Origin of the sequence: Neisseria sp. HMSC065D04, assembly GCF_001815675.1 — a bacterium.
Classification (GTDB): Bacteria; Pseudomonadota; Gammaproteobacteria; order Burkholderiales; family Neisseriaceae; genus Neisseria.
On sequence record NZ_KV821518.1, the window covers coordinates 1,332 to 20,273 of the forward strand.

The 18,942-nt window shown below is 51.3% G+C and carries 15 protein-coding genes; 5 read left to right on the forward strand and 10 right to left on the reverse strand.

The features are described 5' to 3' along the window. Positions 1–123 precede the first annotated feature (123 nt). Positions 124–1,434, reverse strand: a complete 1,311-nt coding sequence (locus HMPREF3050_RS06745) for a sulfate adenylyltransferase subunit 1 (protein ID WP_070774212.1) — start codon at positions 1,432–1,434, stop codon at positions 124–126. 192 nt (positions 1,435–1,626) lie between these two features. Between HMPREF3050_RS06745 and HMPREF3050_RS06750 the strand changes: the two genes are divergently transcribed. Further along, the gene (locus tag HMPREF3050_RS06750) at positions 1,627–3,261 is read left to right on the forward strand and encodes a CTP synthase (protein ID WP_060975116.1); all 1,635 of its coding nucleotides are present in this window, start codon (positions 1,627–1,629) and stop codon (positions 3,259–3,261) included. 137 nt (positions 3,262–3,398) lie between these two features. Here the strand turns inward: HMPREF3050_RS06750 and HMPREF3050_RS06755 are convergent, their stop codons facing one another. The 4 genes from HMPREF3050_RS06755 to HMPREF3050_RS06770 form a co-directional block, all read right to left on the reverse strand. Next, positions 3,399–4,304, reverse strand: coding sequence for a lysophospholipid acyltransferase family protein (locus tag HMPREF3050_RS06755; RefSeq protein WP_070774213.1), 906 nt, complete (start codon positions 4,302–4,304; stop codon positions 3,399–3,401). Positions 4,305–4,525: 221 nt separating this feature from the next. Further along, on the reverse strand, positions 4,526–4,966 hold the full coding sequence (locus HMPREF3050_RS06760; RefSeq protein WP_070774214.1) for a TIGR01244 family sulfur transferase: 441 nt from the start codon (positions 4,964–4,966) through the stop codon (positions 4,526–4,528). 36 nt (positions 4,967–5,002) lie between these two features. Beyond that, positions 5,003–5,695, reverse strand: coding sequence for a hypothetical protein (locus HMPREF3050_RS06765; protein ID WP_070774215.1), 693 nt, complete (start codon positions 5,693–5,695; stop codon positions 5,003–5,005). 64 nt (positions 5,696–5,759) lie between these two features. After that, positions 5,760–7,523 (reverse strand): M61 family metallopeptidase, encoded by a 1,764-nt coding sequence (locus HMPREF3050_RS06770; protein ID WP_070774216.1) that lies wholly within the window; start codon positions 7,521–7,523, stop codon positions 5,760–5,762. Positions 7,524–7,852: 329 nt separating this feature from the next. On the opposite strand from HMPREF3050_RS06770, the gene ccoN reads away from it, so the two are divergent. The 4 genes from ccoN to ccoP are packed head-to-tail and all read left to right on the forward strand — an operon-like array spanning position 7,853 to position 11,494. Then, positions 7,853–9,286 carry a cytochrome-c oxidase, cbb3-type subunit I gene (gene ccoN, locus HMPREF3050_RS06775; protein ID WP_174263541.1) on the forward strand — a complete coding sequence of 478 codons (1,434 nt, stop codon included), beginning with the start codon at positions 7,853–7,855 and terminating at the stop codon, positions 9,284–9,286. Positions 9,287–9,309: 23 nt separating this feature from the next. Beyond that, positions 9,310–9,921: a cytochrome-c oxidase, cbb3-type subunit II gene (ccoO, locus tag HMPREF3050_RS06780; RefSeq protein ID WP_003757996.1), complete on the forward strand. Its 612-nt coding sequence runs from the start codon at positions 9,310–9,312 to the stop codon at positions 9,919–9,921. A 4-nt stretch (positions 9,922–9,925) separates the two neighbouring features. Beyond that, positions 9,926–10,096, forward strand: coding sequence for a cbb3-type cytochrome oxidase subunit 3 (locus HMPREF3050_RS06785; protein ID WP_003757997.1), 171 nt, complete (start codon positions 9,926–9,928; stop codon positions 10,094–10,096). 30 nt (positions 10,097–10,126) lie between these two features. Continuing rightward, a complete protein-coding gene (ccoP, locus tag HMPREF3050_RS06790) occupies positions 10,127–11,494 on the forward strand; it encodes a cytochrome-c oxidase, cbb3-type subunit III (RefSeq protein WP_094113351.1) in 1,368 nt (455 codons plus the stop codon). Between the two features lie 78 nt (positions 11,495–11,572). Here the strand turns inward: ccoP and HMPREF3050_RS06795 are convergent, their stop codons facing one another. From HMPREF3050_RS06795 to ubiB, 5 genes are all read right to left on the reverse strand, one after another. Then, the gene (locus tag HMPREF3050_RS06795; RefSeq protein WP_349267286.1) at positions 11,573–12,043 is read right to left on the reverse strand and encodes an NADAR family protein; all 471 of its coding nucleotides are present in this window, start codon (positions 12,041–12,043) and stop codon (positions 11,573–11,575) included. Between the two features lie 497 nt (positions 12,044–12,540). After that, positions 12,541–13,839: a tyrosine--tRNA ligase gene (tyrS, locus tag HMPREF3050_RS06800; protein ID WP_070774217.1), complete on the reverse strand. Its 1,299-nt coding sequence runs from the start codon at positions 13,837–13,839 to the stop codon at positions 12,541–12,543. A 23-nt stretch (positions 13,840–13,862) separates the two neighbouring features. Next, positions 13,863–15,320 carry a P-loop ATPase, Sll1717 family gene (locus HMPREF3050_RS06805; protein ID WP_070774218.1) on the reverse strand — a complete coding sequence of 486 codons (1,458 nt, stop codon included), beginning with the start codon at positions 15,318–15,320 and terminating at the stop codon, positions 13,863–13,865. Between the two features lie 80 nt (positions 15,321–15,400). Further along, complete coding sequence (ychF, locus tag HMPREF3050_RS06810) at positions 15,401–16,492, reverse strand: redox-regulated ATPase YchF (RefSeq protein WP_003777024.1); 1,092 nt, start codon at positions 16,490–16,492, stop codon at positions 15,401–15,403. A 783-nt stretch (positions 16,493–17,275) separates the two neighbouring features. Next, on the reverse strand, positions 17,276–18,787 hold the full coding sequence (ubiB, locus tag HMPREF3050_RS06815) for a ubiquinone biosynthesis regulatory protein kinase UbiB (RefSeq protein ID WP_070774219.1): 1,512 nt from the start codon (positions 18,785–18,787) through the stop codon (positions 17,276–17,278). Positions 18,788–18,942: the final 155 nt, after the last annotated feature.

Below are 18,942 nucleotides of genomic sequence, written 5' to 3' on the forward strand. Positions count from 1 at the left end.
TATCTGTACTGTCTGCGGCTTCGTCGCCTTGTCTGATTTAAATTTAATCCACTATAAAGAGGTCGTCTGAAAACCCTTGTTTCGGTTTTTCAGACGACCTCTTCAATTCAAGATGCCCTTGTTTCAAATTTCAAAACTGTCCGCTTGGTCAGCCTTGCGTATCATGCCTGCTGCGACGGTGTGGTTGGTGGCTTCGTCTATCAGGATGAACGCGCCGAGGGCATGGTTTTCTTCGTAGGGCGCGGCGGCAATCGGCTGCTGGGTTTTGAGGCTGACGCTGCCGATGTCGTTGAGTTTGAGCGTGTCGGCGGATTCGACGCGGCTGAGGGTGTTCACGTCCCAAACGTAGGAAATTGCGCTGATTTTGACGGGGGTGGTTTGGGTGGTGTGTTTCAGCAGGTATTTGCGGCGCAGGTTGAGCGGGATGTCGTCGAACCAGCACAGTGCGGCTTGAAACTGCTGTTCGGGCGCGACGGGGCTGTCGGCGGCGGCGATGCTGTTGCCGCGCGAGATGTCGAGGTCGGTATCAAGCGTGACGGTCAGTACTTCGCCTGCTTCGGCGGATTCGGTTTTGCCGTTTGGATTGTAGATTTCGGCGATTTTGGCGGCATGTCCGCTAGGCAGGATTTTGACTTCGTCACCGGTTTTCAGACGGCCTGCCTCCAATCTGCCTTGATAGCCGCGGAAGTCGTCGCTGCTGCTGCCGTCTTGCCGTGCGACGCGCTGCACGGGGAAATGGGCGGCTTGGTCGGCGGCGTTTTGGCGGTTGACGGGCAGGCTTTCGAGCAGGGGTAACAGCGGCAAACCTTGATACCACGGGGTTTGGCTGCTGGCGTTGACGATGTTGTCGCCTTTTAACGCGCTGATGGGCAGGAAGTGGATTTGGGCTTGGAGGCCGATTTGTTCCGCCAGTTTGCGGTAGGCTGCGGTAATGGCCTGATATTTGGTTTCGTCGAAGTCGAGTAGGTCGAGTTTGTTGACGGCGACGATGATATTGGGGCAGCCCAAGAGTTTCAGAATCGCGCTGTGGCGTTTGGTCTGCGGCAGGAGGACGGGTTCGCTGCCGGAAAAATCGACGCGCGTTGCGTCTATCAGGACGATGGCGGCATCGGCGGTCGATGCGCCCGTTACCATATTGCGGGTGTATTGTTCGTGTCCGGGCGTGTCGGCGATGATGAATTTGCGCTTGGGCGTGGCGAAATAGCGGTAGGCAACATCGATGGTGATGCCTTGTTCGCGCTCAGCGGCAAGGCCGTCGGTGAGGCTGGCGAAGTCGGGCGTTTCGCTGTTTTCGGCGGCGCGGTTGAGTTTGTCGAGCTGGTCGGTCAGCAGGGTTTTGCTGTCGTAGAGCAGGCGGCCGATGAGGGTGGATTTGCCGTCGTCGACGCTGCCGGCGGTGATGAAGCGCAAAAGCGGGGCGGTGGTTGCGGTCATGGTTCTTTCCTTAATTCTCGGATTGCTCGTTACTTTAATGAGGTCGTCTGAAAATGGGAAAGAATGCTTGGTTTTAAAAAAAGATGATTTCGTTATATTCGGGCGGTTTCTTTCGGACGGCGTCGGCTTCCCGCGTTTGCCAGAAAACCCGCTTAAAGGTAAAATTCCGTATTCCAACATGGGTACTGCATCATGACTAAATTTATTTTCGTAACCGGCGGCGTCGTATCTTCACTCGGAAAAGGTATCGCCGCCGCTTCTATTGCCACCATCCTCGAATCGCGCGGTTTGAACGTGACCATGCTCAAGCTCGACCCTTATATCAACGTTGATCCCGGCACGATGAGTCCGTTCCAGCACGGCGAAGTGTTCGTCACCGACGACGGCGCGGAAACCGACCTCGACTTGGGACACTACGAACGTTTCATCAACGCCACCATGACCCGCCGCAACAGCTTCAGCACGGGGCAGGTGTACGAAAACGTCATCGCCAAAGAACGCCGCGGCGACTACCTCGGCGGTACGGTTCAAGTCATCCCGCACATTACCGACGAAATCAAACGCCGCATCCACGAAGGCGCGACGGGTTACGATGTGGCCATCGTCGAAATCGGCGGTACGGTCGGCGACATTGAATCGCTGCCGTTTTTAGAAGCCATCCGTCAGATGCGCAGCCAGTTGGGACGCAACAACACCTTGTTCGCCCACCTGAGCTACGTTCCCTACATTGCCGCCGCCGGCGAAATCAAAACCAAGCCGACCCAGCATACCGTTAAAGAAATGTTGAGCATCGGTTTGCAGCCCGACATCCTGATTTGCCGCATGGACAGGAAAATGCCCGCGGACGAACGCCGCAAAATCGCCTTGTTCTGCAACGTGGAAGAACGCGCGATTGTCGGCAGCTACGACGTGGACAGCATCTACGAATGCCCCGAAATGCTGCATGACCAAGGCATCGACAACATCATTACCGAGCAGTTGCAGCTCAACGTACAGCAGGCAGATTTGACCGCGTGGAAAAAAATCGTCCATGCCATCAAAAACCCGAAACACACCGTCAAAATCGCCATGGTCGGCAAATACGTCGATTTGACCGAATCCTACAAATCGCTGATCGAAGCCTTGAAACATGCGGGTATCCACACCGAAACCGACGTGCAAATTACCTTCGTTGACAGCGAAAACATCGAGAAAAACAACGGCGACGTTTCCATGCTCAAAGACATGGACGCCATCCTCGTTCCCGGCGGCTTCGGCTCGCGCGGCGTGGAAGGCAAAATCGCCGCCGTGCGTTATGCCCGCGAAAACAACGTGCCATACTTGGGCATCTGCCTCGGTATGCAGATTGCGCTGATCGAATACGCCCGCGACGTGGCAGGCTTGAAAGGCGCAAACTCCACCGAGTTCGACCTCAAATGCGCCGCGCCTGTCGTCGCCCTGATTGACGAATGGCAAACCGCCGACGGCAGCGTCGAAACCCGCGACGAATCCGCCGATTTGGGCGGCACCATGCGTTTGGGAGCGCAAGAGGTTGAATTGAAAGCAGGCAGCCTCGCCGCCAAAATCTACGGCAGCGAACACATCCGCGAGCGCCACCGCCACCGCTACGAAGTCAACAACAACTACGTTCCCACGCTGGAACAGGCAGGTTTGGTTATCGGCGGCGTATCCGCAGGACGCGAACGCTTGGTCGAAACCATCGAACTGCCGAACCATCCTTGGTTCTTCGCCTGCCAGTTCCACCCCGAGTTTACGTCCAACCCGCGCAGAGGCCATCCTTTGTTCACCGCGTTTGTCAAAGCAGCGTTGAACAATAAAAAAGGCTGATGCTCGAAAAAAGGTCGTCTGAAAAGAGAAAAAGCACCTCAATTGAGGTGCTTTTTTGTGTTGGTATGGCTATGTTTTGAGAAACCGGGCATCAGCCGCCTTTTCAGACGACCCGCAAGGGATGTTCAATCCTGTACTTAATCAGGTTTCCAACCGGGTTCCGGTTTCCAGTCGGGAGAAAGCGGTGCGCCTGCGGGCTGTTTGTAGCGGTTGTACATAAACAGATATTGGGTAGGGAAGCGGCGTATCCAGTATTCGGTGTTTTCATTGATAATTTGCGCGTCGTGTTGTTTGTCGCCGTTCAGCTCGCCGCGCATAGGCTCGATGTGCAGTACAAATCCTTTGCCGTTCGGCAAACGCTCGCCGCAGAAAAACAGTGCCTTTACGCCTTTGACTTGCGCCAGTTTGCCCGCCAGCGTCATGGTGTAGGCGTATTTCCCGAAAAACGGCACCCAGACGCCGTCGCCGCCTTCTTCGGGAGAGGGGGCATGGTCGGGCAAGACAATCGTGGCTTCGCCGGAGCGTAAGGCCTTAATGACTTGTTTGACCCCTTGAATATTGGTGGGGGCGGTTTTTCCTTTGCCGCGAACGCGCCCCGCCTGCATGACGGAATCCAAGGCTTTGATTTTGGGTGGTTTGTACATGGCAGTCAGCGGGAACGGAAGCTGTTGGCTGATATAGCGTCCGGCGAGGTCGTAGCTGCCGATGTGCGGGGTAATAAACAACAGTCCTTCTCCGGCGTCCAAAGCTGATTGGACATGTTCCCAACCATGCACTTCTTTAAACAGCGTTTCAATGCTTTCAGGTCGTCTGAAAAAGGCTACGGGCAATTCCAGCCCGCCTTTCGCCGTTTCACGGAAAACGGCTTTGACCGACGAAGGCTCGGGATTCAATCCGGCAAGCCGCATATTGTCGAACACACGCTGCCGGTCGCTTTTGAGCAAATAATAGCCCAAGCCGCCCGCCGCATTCCCCAGCGCGTGTAGAAGCGGCAAAGGCAGCGCCGCAAAGCATTTAAACAAAAAAGTGAGCAGGATTTGCATAATAGATTGATGAGATGGAACGGGGGGATTGTAAATGAAAACGGCAGGTCTGGATATTGAGTTTCATCTGGATGTAACGGATTGCCGCAATGTTTAAAATATCGGATGCGTTCATTCGGTTCGCCAAACGGCATAACGTAAAAAGGTCGTCTGAAAACGGTTTCCATTTTTTGAAACGGTATTTTCAGACGACCTTTGCGTTTGGCTAAACGGATAGCGTGTTACGCCAGCCCGTTTTGTTGCGCGTCTTGCAGGCGGGCTTCGAAGTTGCTCAGATTGACGCCTGCTTGTTGTGCCGCAGCGACGACTTCGGCGACGCTTGCACCGTGTTGCACCTGATGATAGCCCCAGAGCAGGGAGCAGCGGGTGCCGGTGCGGCAGTAGGCGAGAACGGGTTGGGAAACGCTTTTGAGCAGGTTTTGGAAGGCGGCGACATCAGCGGCGTTGATGGCGGGGGCGACGACGGGCTGATGATGGTGTTCGCGGATGCCTGCAGCTTCAAGCCAGCTTTCGACTTGTTTGAACGAGGGTTGGTTTTCTTCTTCGCCGTCGGGACGGTTGCAGATGACGGTTTGGATGCCGAGTTTGGCGGCTTCTTGTACGTCTGCTTCGGTCAGTTGCGGGGCGATGTAGAGGTTGTCGGCAAGTTTTTGGATAGACATGGGTTTTCCTTTTCTACGTTTGATGATGGATTGATTTTAGTCTTCTTGAGGGGCCAACAGGGCTTGTTCCAATCGTTTTTTATTGGCTTCAGGCTGTTTTTGTATGTATTGGCGGACAATGCTGTCAATCGCTGTATCTTGTTCCATATTGGATCGGGTTGACCAAATGGCAGAGGCAAGTGTGAGGTCTACATGGTTGGGGCGTTGGGCGGCAGCCGTTTGGGCTTTGATGATGTAGTCGACGATACGCTCGACTGCTTTCGGGTTGCCGGTGGCAAAATAAGTTACCCAATGAAAATCCAGTGATGCAGGGGAAATGATGGGTTCTTGAAGCGGATGGAAGCTTTTGTTTTTTTTGAGGTTGTTTTTAAGCTCGGTATCTAATGTCAGGCTGTTAAGGCAGGTTTTGGCTTGATTCGTGCCTGTCAGGGTGAGGGTGTAGGCGGCAAAGGTTAGGGCGTCGCCTTGGTAGGTTCGGATGTTGTCACACCAAATGGTGCTGCCTTGGGGGTATTTTTGTAGCGCTTGCGTCCCCCATACAAGGGTGGTTTCGCGCATGATATCGGCTTTGACAAGCTGGTCCATCAAAGAAGCAGCGCGTTCGGCAGAGGGATTTTTGTAGAATACGGCGATATCCTTTCCTAGTTTATCTGCCGAATCTGATTTGGGAGCGGCTGCGGCGTGCAAACTGAGTAACAGGGCGGTCATGCCGACAAGGATTTTTTTCATGGTTGTTTCTTTCAGAGTTGATTTTTCAGACGACCTCGATCCAGCACTTGAGGTCGTCTGAAAATTAGGCTCGGTCATTATAAAGCCAGTTTTCAAATAACTCGCGGTCGGTGATGTAGAGGATGGCGGTGTCGGCTTCGGCGGCTTGGACGGTAATGTCGGCAACGTACAGGATGCCGGTGCGGAAGTAGTGGAGGCGGGCGGTGGCGCCGATGGGGAGTTGCGCCCACTGTGCGGCAAGGTCGGTACAGGCGTAGCCGTCGATGGCGATGATTTTGTCCTGCGGGCAGAGGGCGGCGTTTTCTGCGCTGCCGCCGTTGAAGACGTGGGTCAGGGTGGCGTGGTCGCTGTTTTGTTTGAACCTGGTGCCGAAGTCGGACGCGGGGGCAGGCGTTTCGGTTGGCGGTTCGGGCAGGAATGCACCGCCGTGGCTGCGCGGCTGTGCCTGCCATTGCAGTCCGATGCCTATGGTGGCGAGGAGTTCGGCAAGGGGCAGGTCGGCGGTGGAGTAGAGGGTCGTCTGAAAAAAGTCTTCGAGGTCTAGACCGGTAAACGCTTGGCAACGGGCTTGCCATTGTTTTTCTGGGATGCCTTGCCGGGTCTCCAGCCAATCGAGGTAGTGTTTCTGCATGACGCTGTCGAGGGTGTGTCGTCCGCTGCTTTTGCTGCGGATGGCGAGGTCGAGGCAGAGGGCGGCGAGTGCGCCTTTTTGGTAGTAGCTGACGATGGCGTTGGGGCTGTTTTCGTCTTGTTTGTAGAATTTGTTCCAAGCGGTGAAGCTGGATTCGGCAAGGCTTTGTTTCAGACGACCTTTGGTTTGCTGCACGCGGGTGATGCTTTGGGCGAGCAGGCGCAGGTAGGCTTCGGGTGCTATGGTACGGCCTCGGGCGAGGAAAAGGTCGTCGTAGTAGGAGGTGATGCCTTCAAATGCCCAAAGCTGTTCGGTGTAGTTTTCGCGGTCGAGGTCGTAGGGGGCGAAGGCGGCGGGTTTGATGGATTTGACGTTCCAGGCGTGGAAGTATTCGTGTGAGAACAGTCCGAGCAGTTGGGTGTAGGCATCGTTGACGTCGGTCATGCCGTGCGGCGGCAGGCTGTGGCGGTCGGCGAGCAGGGCGGTGCTGCTGATGTGTTCCAGCCCGCCGTAGATGTTGTCGCCGACGTGAAGCAGGAAGAGGTAATGGGCGAACGGGGCAGGGGAGGGGAACATGGTCAGTTCAGTTTCGCAGATTGTGCGGATGTCTGACACGAGGCGGTCGCGGTCGAAATCGGGGTAGTGGCCGCTCAAGGCGATGCGGTGAGGGATGCCGCCGGCTTCGAAATCGAGAAATTCAATGTTGCCCAGTTCGACAGGGTGGTCGATTAAGTCGTGGTAGGAGGTCGTCTGAAAGCTGTGGATGCCGGTTTGGGGCAGGGTGGTGGCAATCCGCCATGTTTTCGGCAGGATGGGGAATTCGATTTGGTGCGCGCTGTTTTCTTGCCCGTTTACCTGTAAAAACAGACACGCGCCGTCAAAGAACCCGCGTTCGGCAGTCAGAAACGAGCCGCGGACGGACAGATCGTAGGCGTAAACGGTGTAGTAAATTTCCCACTCGCCGGACTGCGGGGCAGTGCGCCACCGATTTTTTTTGACTTGGGTCAGATGGGCATATTCTCCGTTGCAAAAAGCGCGGATGGTGGTGATGTGGCGGGAAAAATCGCGTATCAGATAGCTGCCGGGAACCCAGTTCGGCAGGTTGATTTCTGTTTCCAAATCATGTTCTTGTCGGAAGGTTAGGCGGATGTGCCACTCGTGTGCGAGCGGGTTGGGGGTGATTTTGTAATTAATCATGACTATTAATGCATTTGTTAAATTTTATGAATAAAAAGGTCGAATTATGCGGTTTGATTTATATCGATAAAGTCCCCTTCAAAAGGGAGGCTTGAAAAAATAAAGTGGCGTTGTAGGGGAGGTTGTTAAATAATAATATGATTATAAAGTAAAAAATATAAAAAATCGATAAAGCCGCCAGATGGAGTGAAATGTAATTCCGCTTGGCTAGGCTTGTCTTATATGTTAAATTTAGAAAAATTTAAACCTAGCCCTTATTGCGTTTGTTCAAAACGCATACGGCAAAGTGAGATAAAAAATTTTTATTCCCATAATTCATGGAGACTCTCATGGACACACAAACTTATAACTACAAAGTGGTGCGCCAGTTCGCCATCATGACCGTAGTTTGGGGTATTGTGGGCATGTTGGTCGGTGTTATCGTTGCCGCCCAATTGTTTGCCCCGTCCCTTGATTTATCAGATGTCGGCCCTTGGTTCCACTTCGGCCGCCTGCGTCCGTTGCACACCAATGCGGTGATTTTTGCATTCGGCGGTTGCGGTCTGATGGGTACATCATACTACGTTGTTCAACGTACCTGTAATGCACGCCTGTTCGGCGGTTGGCTGCCGGCATTTACCTTCTGGGGTTGGCAGGCAGTTATCGTTGCGGCAATCGTCAGCCTGCCTTTGGGTTATACCCAAGCTAAAGAGTATGCCGAATTGGAATGGCCTATCGACATCCTGATCGCTTTGGTTTGGATTGCTTACGCCATCGTATTCTTCGGTACGATTGCCAAACGTAAAATCAAACACATCTACGTTGCCAACTGGTTCTACGGCGGTTTCATTTTGGCCGTTGCTCTGTTGCACATCGTCAATAACCTGAGCATTCCTGCGGGCTTCATGAAATCCTATCCGGTTTATGCGGGCGCAATCGATGCTATGGTTCAATGGTGGTATGGCCACAATGCCGTAGGTTTCTTCCTGACCGCAGGCTTCTTGGGCATGATGTACTACTTCGTGCCGAAACAGGCAGGTCGTCCTGTTTACTCTTACCGCCTGTCCGTCGTCCACTTCTGGGCTTTGATTTTCACCTACATGTGGGCAGGTTCCCACCACTTGCACTATACCGCGCTGCCTGACTGGACTCAGTCCTTGGGTATGGTGTTGTCCCTGATTCTGTTCGCACCTTCTTGGGGCGGTATGATCAACGGTATCATGACCTTGTCCGGCGCATGGGACAAACTGCGTACCGACCCTATCTTGAAATTCTTGATCGTTTCCCTCTCCTTCTACGGTATGTCCACCTTCGAAGGTCCGATGATGTCCATCAAATCCGTCAACGCTTTGAGCCACTACACCGACTGGACCGTTGCACACGTTCATGCCGGCGCATTGGGCTGGGTGGGCTTCGTGACCATTGGTTCCGTGTACTACATGATTCCCCGCCTGTTCGGTAAAAATGAAATGTACAGCACCAAATTGGTGGAAGCGCATTTCTGGATTGCGACCATCGGTGTGGTTCTGTATATCGCCTCCATGTGGATTGCAGGGGTATTGCAAGGTATGATGTGGGGTTCTCTGAATGCGGACGGTACTTTGACCTACTCGTTTGTAGAGTCAGTTAAACGCACCATGCCTTTCTACATGATTCGTTTCACCGGCGGCCTGCTGTACCTGAGCGGTATGTGTATCATGGCATACAACGTTTACCGTACGGCCATCAGTGGCAAAGCGGTTGATGCCGAGATTCCCGCGGTGTCTCAAACCCAGCACCACTAAAAACATAAGAAAAGGCTACCAAAATGAAATTACAACAATTAGCTGAAGAAAAAGTCGGCGTCCTGATTGTATTTACCCTGCTTGTAGTCAGCGTAGGCCTGTTGATTGAAGCCGTGCCGCTGTTCTTTACTAAAGCTGTCACTAAGCCTATAGAAGGTGTGAAACCTTATAATGCTTTGCAAGTGGCTGGTCGCGACATCTATATCCGTGAGGGTTGTTACAACTGTCACTCTCAAATGATCCGTCCGTTCCGTGCGGAAACCGAACGTTACGGCCACTACTCCGTTGCCGGCGAGTCTGTTTATGACCATCCGTTCCAATGGGGTTCCAAACGTACCGGTCCGGACTTGGCACGTGTCGGCGGCCGCTATTCCGACGAATGGCACCGCATCCACCTGCTGAATCCGCGCGACGTTGTGCCGGAGTCCAATATGCCCGCTTTCCCATGGCTTGCCCGCAACAAAGTCGATGCCGAAGCAACCGTGGCGCATATGAAAGCCCTGCGTAAAGTCGGTACACCTTACAGCGACGAAGAGATTGCCAAAGCGCCTGAAGCCTTGGAAAACAAATCGGAGCTGGATGCGGTGATTGCATACCTGCAAGGCTTAGGCTTGGCATTGAAAAACGTAAGGTAACATCATGGACGTAAACTGGGCCCGCTCGCTCTTTACTGTTTGGGTTTTTATCAGCTTTATCTTAGTGCTTTATATCGTTTTCAATCGACGAAATAAAAAGAACTATGATGACGCCGCCAACAGTATTTTCGAAAATGATGAGGATAAAGAGTCGTCTGAAAAAGACGGGCGATAACAGTTTAGTCCGTGATCACGGAGCAAAATAATGAACACAGCACCCCAATTTACCAGTAATTTCTGGAATATATACATTGCAGTCATCGTCGTGCTCAGCTTTATCGGCTTGGCATGGCTGCTGCTTTCCCAAAACGTTGTGAAGCGTCCTAAAAAGGGCGAAGAGGTCAAAACGACAGGCCATCAATGGGACGGTATCGAAGAATACAACAACCCGTTGCCACGCTGGTGGTTTTGGCTGTATGTCTTTGTCTGGCTGTTCGGTATCGGTTATCTGGTCATGTACCCGGGTTTGGGCGATTATGAAGGCCAGTGGAAATGGAGCAGCCACGGACAATATGATCAGGAAATGGCTAAAGCAGATCAGAAGTACGGCAAAGTTTATGCCAAGTTTGCCAATATGCCGATTGAGCAAGTGGCAAAAAATCCTGAAGCACGCGCCATCGGTCAAAACCTCTTCAATACCTACTGTATCCAATGTCACGGTTCTGATGCCAAAGGTTCCAAAGGTTTCCCGAATTTGACCGACAACGATTGGTTGTGGGGCGGCGAACCTGAGAAAATCCACGAGACCATTGAAAAAGGCCGTACGGCGACGATGGCGGCATGGGGTCCTGCATTGGGTGAAGAGCGGGTAAAAGATGTGGCAAACTATGTCATGTCCTTATCCAAATCCAAAGACCAATACGATGAAGAACGTGCCGCACGCGGTAAAGTATTGTTCAGCGGTCCACCGGCAAACTGCTTTACCTGTCACGGCGACAAAGGCCAAGGTATCCAAGGACTGGGTCCGAACCTGACCGACAACGTATGGCTGTGGGGCGGTACTCAAAAATCGATTATCGAAACCATCACCAACGGACGACACAGTCAAATGCCGGCTTGGGGTCGTTTCTTGGATAAAGACAAACTCCACATCATGACTGCGTATGTATGGGGTCTGTCCAACAAAGATGGCAAAGCACCCGTGAAAAAAGCCGAACCTGCTCCCGCACCGGCACCTGCTTCTGCTGCTGCCACATCATCCGCTGACGCTTCATCTGCGTCCGCACCTGCACAAGCTGAAAAAGCAGCTTCAGCAGCTGATGCAAAAGCGGCCGCTCCTGCCGAAGCCAAGCCGGTAGAAAAAGCAGATGCTTCTTCTGCCAAAGTGGACGGTAAAGCCGTTTTTGAAGCCAACTGTAAAATGTGTCACGGTGGTATCATCCCCGGTGCTCCAGGCATAGGCAAGAAAGACGAGTGGGCCCCGCGCATCAAGCAAGGTAAAGATACCCTGCACAAACACGCGCTCGAAGGCTTTAACTCCATGCCTGCCAAAGGCGGTAACACAAGCCTGAGTGATGACGAAGTCAAAGCAGCGGTTGACTATATGGCCAACCAATCCGGCGCTAAATTCTAAACCGTAGAAATTAAAACGCACCTTTTCATAAGGTGCGTTTTTTTATGGGGTCGTCTGAAGTTGCTTTTGAAGTTGCTTTCAGACGACCTGAAGTTCATCCCGTACTTTCATTAGCGCGAAACCAAGTAGGTTCAAACCCCGCCATTGCAATGGATTTTGGGCGCGTGGATCATCTTGGGCAAGTCCGATTCCCCAGATTGCGTCAACCGGGCTGGCTTCTACTAAGATACGGCTGCCGGTGCCAAGCAAAAAGCGTTTCAAATCGGGGTGTTGGATGAATTTGGCACGGTTGCCTTCGCAAACGATATCGAAGCGGCGGGCATTCCAAATATCGTTTTTAAAACCGATGACTTGTCTCCCCAAGTCCTTGGCTTGTTTGGGGTGGGCGGAAGCGATGATTTGGCGGCGGATATCGTCTGCGTCGAACAGCCTCGCTTTCTCAGCCATCATATAGTGTTCGGCAGTCGCATAGCGGATGCCGTCGATTTCGAAGGGCGCAGGATACCATTGGCTGAAGACGGCTTTATCTATCTCATTTTTATAGTGGATTAACTTTAAACCAGTACGGCGCGTTGCCTCGCCTTAGCTCAAAGAGAACGATTCTCTAAGGTGCTGAAGTACCAAGTGAATCGGTTCCGTACTATCTGTACTGTCTGCGGCTTCGTCGCCTTGTCCTGATTTAGAGTTAATCCACTATATGTTTTGGCGTGTGTCCCCAGAAGTATAGATATTTCAGTTTTTCTTTGCGCTGGTAGGCGGTCTTCAGGTCGGCAAGAGTGTAGGGGGCAGTCATGGTATTTCTTTCTTATTGTGTATTGGATTCAAACGGATAGGGTGTTACCGGATTTAAGATTTATGATGCGCGTAGGTATGGCAGATTGATTGTAAATCAGGGCAAGACGAAGCCTCAGACGGTATGAATGGGAAATACCGTGCCGATCTGTAGTTAATCCACTATAGATGGGAATATATTCGCTATCATACTGTTGACGGTAGAAAAAAGGTCGCCTGAAAAAAGTTTTCAGACGACCTTTGTCATTTAAGGCTTATTTCCAAACCAAGAGCGCGTGGTTGCGTTTGCCGCGCCGTACGATGGTGTATTTGCCGAAGCGTTTGTGCGCGTCGGTCAGCAGATAGGCATCGTCGGGGCGTTCGGCGGCGTGGTTCGGGTTGTTCGATTCGGCGGCCTGGCCGTTGAGCAATACCGCTTTGCTGTTTACAAAACCACGCGCTTCTTTGTTGGACGAGGCCAAGCCGGTTTTGACCAAGGCTTCGACGACGTTGAGGCCGTCTGAAACTTCAAATGCGGGCAGACCGTCGAGGGCGAGCTGTTCGAAGTCGCTTTCGGTCAGGCTGCTTTGGTCTTCGGCAAACAGGCTTTCGGAAATGCGCTGCGCGGCTTGCAGGGCGGCTTCGCCGTGAATCAGGCGGGTCATTTCTTCGGCAAGGATGCGTTGCGCTTCGGGCTTGGTGCCGCTGGCTTGGTCTTTCGCTTCGATGGCGTCGATTTCTTCGATAGACAGGAAGGTGAAGTATTTCAGAAACTTATACACATCGGCATCGGCAACTTTCAGCCAGAACTGGTAGAACTGATACGGCGAGGTTTTCTTCGCGTTCAGCCATACCGCGCCGCCTTCGGTTTTGCCGAATTTGGTGCCGTCGGATTTGGTAACCAAAGGCAGGGTCAGGCCGAATACTTGTTTTTGGTTCAGACGGCGGGTCAGGTCGATACCGGCGGTGATGTTGCCCCATTGGTCGGAGCCGCCGATTTCCAAAACCGCGCCATGACGTTTGTTTAATTCGGCAAAGTCGTAGCCTTGCAGCAGGGAATAGGCGAACTCGGTGAAGGAAATACCCACATCGTCGCGCTCGATACGCTGTTTGACGGATTCTTTGTTCAACATGGCGTTGACAGAAAAATGCTTGCCGATGTCGCGCAGGAAGTTGAGGCAGTTCATGCTGCCAAACCAGTCGGCGTTGTTCGCCATAATGGCGGCGTTTTCGCCTTCAAAGCTCAAAAACGGTTTCAATTGGTTGCGGATGCTTTCTACCCAGCCGGAAACGGTTTCGGCGGAATTCAAGCTGCGCTCCACCGCTTTGAAGCTGGGGTCGCCGATCATGCCGGTCGCACCGCCCACTAAAGCAATCGGCGTATGCCCCGCCTGTTGGAAACGGCGCAATGCCAATACGGGCAACAAGTGACCGATATGCAGGCTGTCGGCGGTCGGGTCGAAACCGCAGTATAGGGAGATTTTTTGTTCGTTCAACAAAGCGTCTAAGGCTTCGATGTCGGTAGTTTGCGCGATTAAGCCGCGCGATTGTAGGTCTTGTAGGATAGAGGTCATAATCTAAAATTTTGAATAAAAAATTAACGATGTGTTTTTATACTACGTTGTTCAGCATTAAGCTTTTTAATATCTAAAGCTTCTCTGTAACACGGATGAATTTCCCAAATTAAGTTGAAACCATTATTATTTTTCCCAGAAAATAAATCAGGTAAGTCAGAATAGGAATAATGATGATAGCCATAACCATCCTCTGAGCGGGCAACAATAAATCCTATCCTGTATAAGAAATCCGCAATTTCATCAGTTTTGGTACATTTTTTTCCATCAATTTGCACATTTAATGAATTTATTATTTTTGTTCGAATTATTTCTAAGAGCTCGTGTTGTGGAAAGCGTCTTTCTAATCCACGAAATGAATTTACGAGGTCTTCGACTTGATTACATTGATGTTTGTGTTCGACGATAAGATCGGAAATCCTTTTAAGTCCATATTCTCCCCATCGTGCATCAATATCACGTTTTTCAATGAGAGACATATTATTTGCTAAGGCATTTTTTTGAGCCAATTTACAAAGTTGGATACCCCAGCGAGGTCGGTTGTAGGATAAGATGTAAAGCACTTTGTATGTATCCACATCTTTTTCATTCCAAAAAACCGTAGGCTTAAATATTTTTGACAAAAGTTCCTCATCATCAAAGCCTTTAAACTCGTTTGGAAACTCAAATTTTATACGTCTACATAAGATTTGTTTGAAGTCATTTTCTGTCCATTCAATTTCAGATAGATACTGTTCAATTTTATCCATTGCCTCATCATGGCGACGGATCATAGGCCATACATCACTTCTTAAGGTTACGCGAAAATTTACCCCTTTAATATCTTGAATCATGTAACGACAAGCAGAAAAAAAGCTTCCGAGATTGACTTTCTCACTATTTTTATTTTGAAAAGTAGCATCTAAGTCATCAATCAGAATCCAAATTCTAGAGTTTTCAAGAGATTCGAATCTTTTTAGGATTTCATGATCATTTACTCCATTAGCAGGGGTTGGCTGATATTTTCCTAAGATGCTTTTGAATCTGTGTAATAAACAAGAGATTAGATTTCTTTCTTTGAAGCCTTGTACTTCTGCAGACTCAATTAGTGCTATATCATCGTCACGATATGCGAATCCTATTTTCTTTGCTAGTTCTCTGTTTACTACGGCACATAGTCTAATAATCCAATCTTGAATATAGTCATTAGGTTCGTTTAGGGGGTTTTTTAATTTGAAATTTTCTCGTGATAAGTCACTCCCACGAATTTTAATAACTAAATCATTTTTATTTTGTTCAGAAAGTGCTATCCCAATCCATTTAATAAGTGCAGATTTTCCCATTCCTTTTTTTGCTTTGATAATATGCAATCTTTTAGTTTCGTTTAGAAAGTTATCAAAGTTATCTTGGGTTACAAAGTAAGATTTTAATTCATTATCATCTACATCATCAGCAGCCTCGTTACCAAAGTCCATTTTTCTGAGGTAGTTTTTTTCAGCCATTATTTTCTCCTATTTTAAAATAAAATTTTAAATAGTCTGCGAACCTAAGACAATCTAACACAAGCATTAATCAACGGTCATTACACGTTAAACAAGAAGTGCATCACATCCCCGTCCTGCACGACATATTCCTTGCCTTCCACGCGCATTTTGCCGGCTTCTTTGGCTTTAGCTTCGCCGCCGAGTGAGACAAAATCGTCGTAGGAAATGACTTGGGCGCGGATGAAGCCGCGTTCGAAGTCGGTGTGGATGACGCCGGCGGCTTGCGGGGCGGTGTCGCCTTTGTGGATGGTCCAGGCGCGGACTTCTTTGACGCCAGCGGTGAAGTAGGTTTGCAGGCCCAAGAGGTCGTAGCCCGCGCGGATCAGGCGGTTCAGGCCGGGTTCTTCCAAGCCCATTTCGGCGAGGAATTCGGCTTTTTCGTCGTCTTCCAACTCGGCGATTTCGCTCTCCATCGCGGCGCAAACGGCAACGACAGGCGCGTTTTCTTTTTCAGCCAATTCTTTCAGGCGGTCGAGGTGTGGATTGTTTTCAAAACCGTCTTCGGCAACGTTGCCGACATACATGGCGGGTTTGGCGGTCAGCAGGAACAGCGGTTTGAGCATGGCGAGTTCTTCCGCGTCCAAACCGAAGGAGCGGACAGGTTTGCCTTCGTCCAGATGCGGCAGCAGTTTTTTGCACAGTTCGACCAGTTTTTGCGCGTCTTTGTCGCCTGAGCGGGCGCGTTTTTCTTCGCGGACGATGGCTTTTTCGACGCTGGCGAGGTCGGCAAGCGCTAGTTCGGTACCGATAGTTTCGATGTCGGCAATCGGATCGACTTTGCCGGAAACGTGGACGATGTTGTCGTCGTCAAAGCAGCGCACGACGTTGACGATGGCGTCGGTTTCGCGGATGTTGGCGAGGAACTGGTTGCCCAAGCCTTCGCCTTTGCTTGCGCCTGCAACCAAACCGGCAATGTCGACGAACTCGACGATGGCGGGCTGCATTTTTTGCGGGTTGACGATTTTCGCCAGCTCCGCCATGCGCGGGTCGGGCACTTCGACGATGCCGACGTTGGGTTCGATGGTGCAGAAGGGATAGTTCGCCGCTTCGATGCCCGATTGGGTCAGCGCGTTAAAGAGGGTGGATTTGCCGACGTTGGGCAGGCCGACGATGCCGCATTTCAAGCTCATGGTTTTTCCTGAAAAGATAAAAGTTTAACGGCGGATTATAGCATATCGGGGAATGACTCAAAAACTGTAAAGGTCGTCTGAAAACCGCAGTTTCCATGCGATGGGAACGGTTTGGCGTTTTCAGACGACCTTGGTAACGAGTGGAAAAGTAGCGTGGGCTTTGCCCGCGAGAAATATATCGGTCTATTCTGTTTGGGGCGGTGGGTAAAATATCTTGATTTTCGTGGGCAAAGCCCACGCTACGGTTGCGTCAGGTGGTTTATTCAAACTCGCAATAAAAGGTCGTCTGAAAAACGGTCATAGCGGGTTTGCCTGGCTACAATCCGTGTTTTCAGACGACCTTGGTAACGAGTGGAAAAGTAGCGTGGGCTTTGCCCGCGAGAAATTATGTTAGTCTATTCTGTTTGGGACAAGGGGTAAAATATCCTGATTTTCGTGGGCAGAGCCCACGCTACGGCTGCGGCGGGTGTTTTATTCAAACCCATAATAAAGGTCGTCTGAAAACAGTCATAACGGGCTTGCCTGGCTGCAATCCGTGTTTTCAGACGACCTCAGTAACGAGTGGAAAAGTAGTGTAGGCTTTGCCCGCGAGAAATTATGTTGGTCTATTCTGTTTGGGACGAGGGGGGTAAAATATCCTGATTTTCGTGGGCGGAGCCCACACTACGGTTGAGGTGCGCGTTTTATGCAAATTCATAATAAAAGGTCGTCTGAAAATGCGGATAGCGAGTTTTTCTAAAACCACTATTTCGTTTTCAGACGACCTTTTGTGTATATGGATTTTTAATCAAACAGCAAAATCAGCAGCAACACAATCGCAATCACGCCCAGCCACATGCTTTGCCGCTGCTGCACTTTGACCAAATGGATATAGGCATCGCGCATTTCCTGCTGGCGGTTTTCGTCAACCAGCGCATTGATTTTGCGCGGCAGGGAAGGGATGATTTGCGCCCAGTCGGGGGCTTCGTTTTTGAGGTTGCGCAAAAAGGCTTTGGGGCCGACCTGTTCGTTCATCCATTTCACCAAAAACGGTTTGGCGGTTTTCCACAAGTCCAAATCGGGATCAAGCTGCCGTCCCAAGCCTTCGATGTTGAGCAGCGTTTTTTGCAGCAATACAAGCTGCGGCTGGATTTCGACATTGAAGCGGCGGCTGACTTCAAACAGGCGCATCAGCACCAAGCCGAAGGAAATTTGCGAAATCGGTTTGTTGAACACCGGTTCGCACACGGTGCGGACGGCAGCTTCCAATTCTTCCGCGCGCGTGTCGGCAGGCACCCAGCCTGATTCGATGTGGGCGGTGGCGACGCGGTGGTAATCGCGGTTGAAGAAGGCGAGGAAGTTGATGGCGAGATAGCGTTTGTCGTAGTCGGTCAGCGTGCCGACAATGCCGAAATCGAGGGCGATGTAGCGGTTGTCGGCGGCGACCAGAATGTTGCCGGGGTGCATATCCGCGTGGAAAAAGCCGTCTCGGAAGACTTGTGTGAAGAAGATTTCCACGCCGTAATCGGCGAGTTTGTGCAAATCGATGCCGTCGGCTTTGAGTTTGGCGATTTCCGATACCGGCGTGCCGTCCATCCATTCGATGGTCAGTACGTCGCTGGTGCAGTAGTCGTAAAACACTTTAGGCACAATCAGCATATTGCTGTTTTGGAAGTTGCGGCCGAGCTGGCTGGCATTGGCAGCTTCGCGCATCAAGTCCAGCTCGTCATGCAGGTATTTGTCGAACTCCGCCACCACTTCGCGCGGTTTCAAACGCTTGCCGTCGGCAAACAGACGCTCGACCCAAGCTGCGCCGAAGCGCATCAGCGACAAATCCTGTTCGATAACGGGTAAAAGGTTGGGGCGCAAGACTTTGACCGCCACTTGTTCTCCCGAATGCAGGCGGGCTTTGTGTACTTGGGCGATGGATGCGCTGGCGACGGGTTCGGTTTCAAATTCCGCGTACAGCGTTTCGATGGATTGCCCCAGTGATTTTTCGATTTGCGAGCGTGAAAGCTGCGCATCAAACGGCGGGACTTTGTCTTGCAGCTTTGCCAGTTCGACCGCGTAATCATGCGGAATCAAATCGGGGCGTGTGGACAGAACCTGCCCGAATTTGATGAAAATCGGCCCTAAGCTTTCTAAGGCAAGGCGCAGGCGCACGGCAGGCGGTTCGTTTTCCAATTCAGACGACTGCGGCAGCATTTTCAACAGCGTCCGCGTCCAGCCCGGACGGACAAGCGCGGCAAACAGCTCGGCGAGGCGGTAGAGGTAAAGCGTGCGGAGGATGGTTTTGATGCGTTTGAGCCGTTTCATGATTAAGCGCGGAAAATGCTGAAAGTCGAAATTATATAGTAAATAGGCCGTGCCCACACGGAATGGGATGGGGCTAAGACAAGGATGTGAGCGGGAATTGGCTTTGCGGGCGAGCGGATGGCGTTATAGTGGATTAACTTTAAACCAGTACGGCG

What these genes read in the sequence shown, in the direction of transcription:
- HMPREF3050_RS06745 (WP_070774212.1), bottom strand. Translation starts at nt 1,434, where the DNA reads ATGACCGCAACCACCGCCCCGCTTTTGCGCTTCATCACCGCCGGCAGC.
- HMPREF3050_RS06750 (WP_060975116.1), top strand. Translation starts at nt 1,627, where the DNA reads ATGACTAAATTTATTTTCGTAACCGGCGGCGTCGTATCTTCACTCGGA.
- HMPREF3050_RS06755 (WP_070774213.1), bottom strand. Translation starts at nt 4,304, where the DNA reads ATGCAAATCCTGCTCACTTTTTTGTTTAAATGCTTTGCGGCGCTGCCT.
- HMPREF3050_RS06760 (WP_070774214.1), bottom strand. Translation starts at nt 4,966, where the DNA reads ATGTCTATCCAAAAACTTGCCGACAACCTCTACATCGCCCCGCAACTG.
- HMPREF3050_RS06765 (WP_070774215.1), bottom strand. Translation starts at nt 5,695, where the DNA reads ATGAAAAAAATCCTTGTCGGCATGACCGCCCTGTTACTCAGTTTGCAC.
- HMPREF3050_RS06770 (WP_070774216.1), bottom strand. Translation starts at nt 7,523, where the DNA reads ATGATTAATTACAAAATCACCCCCAACCCGCTCGCACACGAGTGGCAC.
- ccoN (WP_174263541.1), top strand. Translation starts at nt 7,853, where the DNA reads ATGGACACACAAACTTATAACTACAAAGTGGTGCGCCAGTTCGCCATC.
- ccoO (WP_003757996.1), top strand. Translation starts at nt 9,310, where the DNA reads ATGAAATTACAACAATTAGCTGAAGAAAAAGTCGGCGTCCTGATTGTA.
- HMPREF3050_RS06785 (WP_003757997.1), top strand. Translation starts at nt 9,926, where the DNA reads ATGGACGTAAACTGGGCCCGCTCGCTCTTTACTGTTTGGGTTTTTATC.
- ccoP (WP_094113351.1), top strand. Translation starts at nt 10,127, where the DNA reads ATGAACACAGCACCCCAATTTACCAGTAATTTCTGGAATATATACATT.
- tyrS (WP_070774217.1), bottom strand. Translation starts at nt 13,839, where the DNA reads ATGACCTCTATCCTACAAGACCTACAATCGCGCGGCTTAATCGCGCAA.
- HMPREF3050_RS06805 (WP_070774218.1), bottom strand. Translation starts at nt 15,320, where the DNA reads ATGGCTGAAAAAAACTACCTCAGAAAAATGGACTTTGGTAACGAGGCT.
- ychF (WP_003777024.1), bottom strand. Translation starts at nt 16,492, where the DNA reads ATGAGCTTGAAATGCGGCATCGTCGGCCTGCCCAACGTCGGCAAATCC.
- ubiB (WP_070774219.1), bottom strand. Translation starts at nt 18,787, where the DNA reads ATGAAACGGCTCAAACGCATCAAAACCATCCTCCGCACGCTTTACCTC.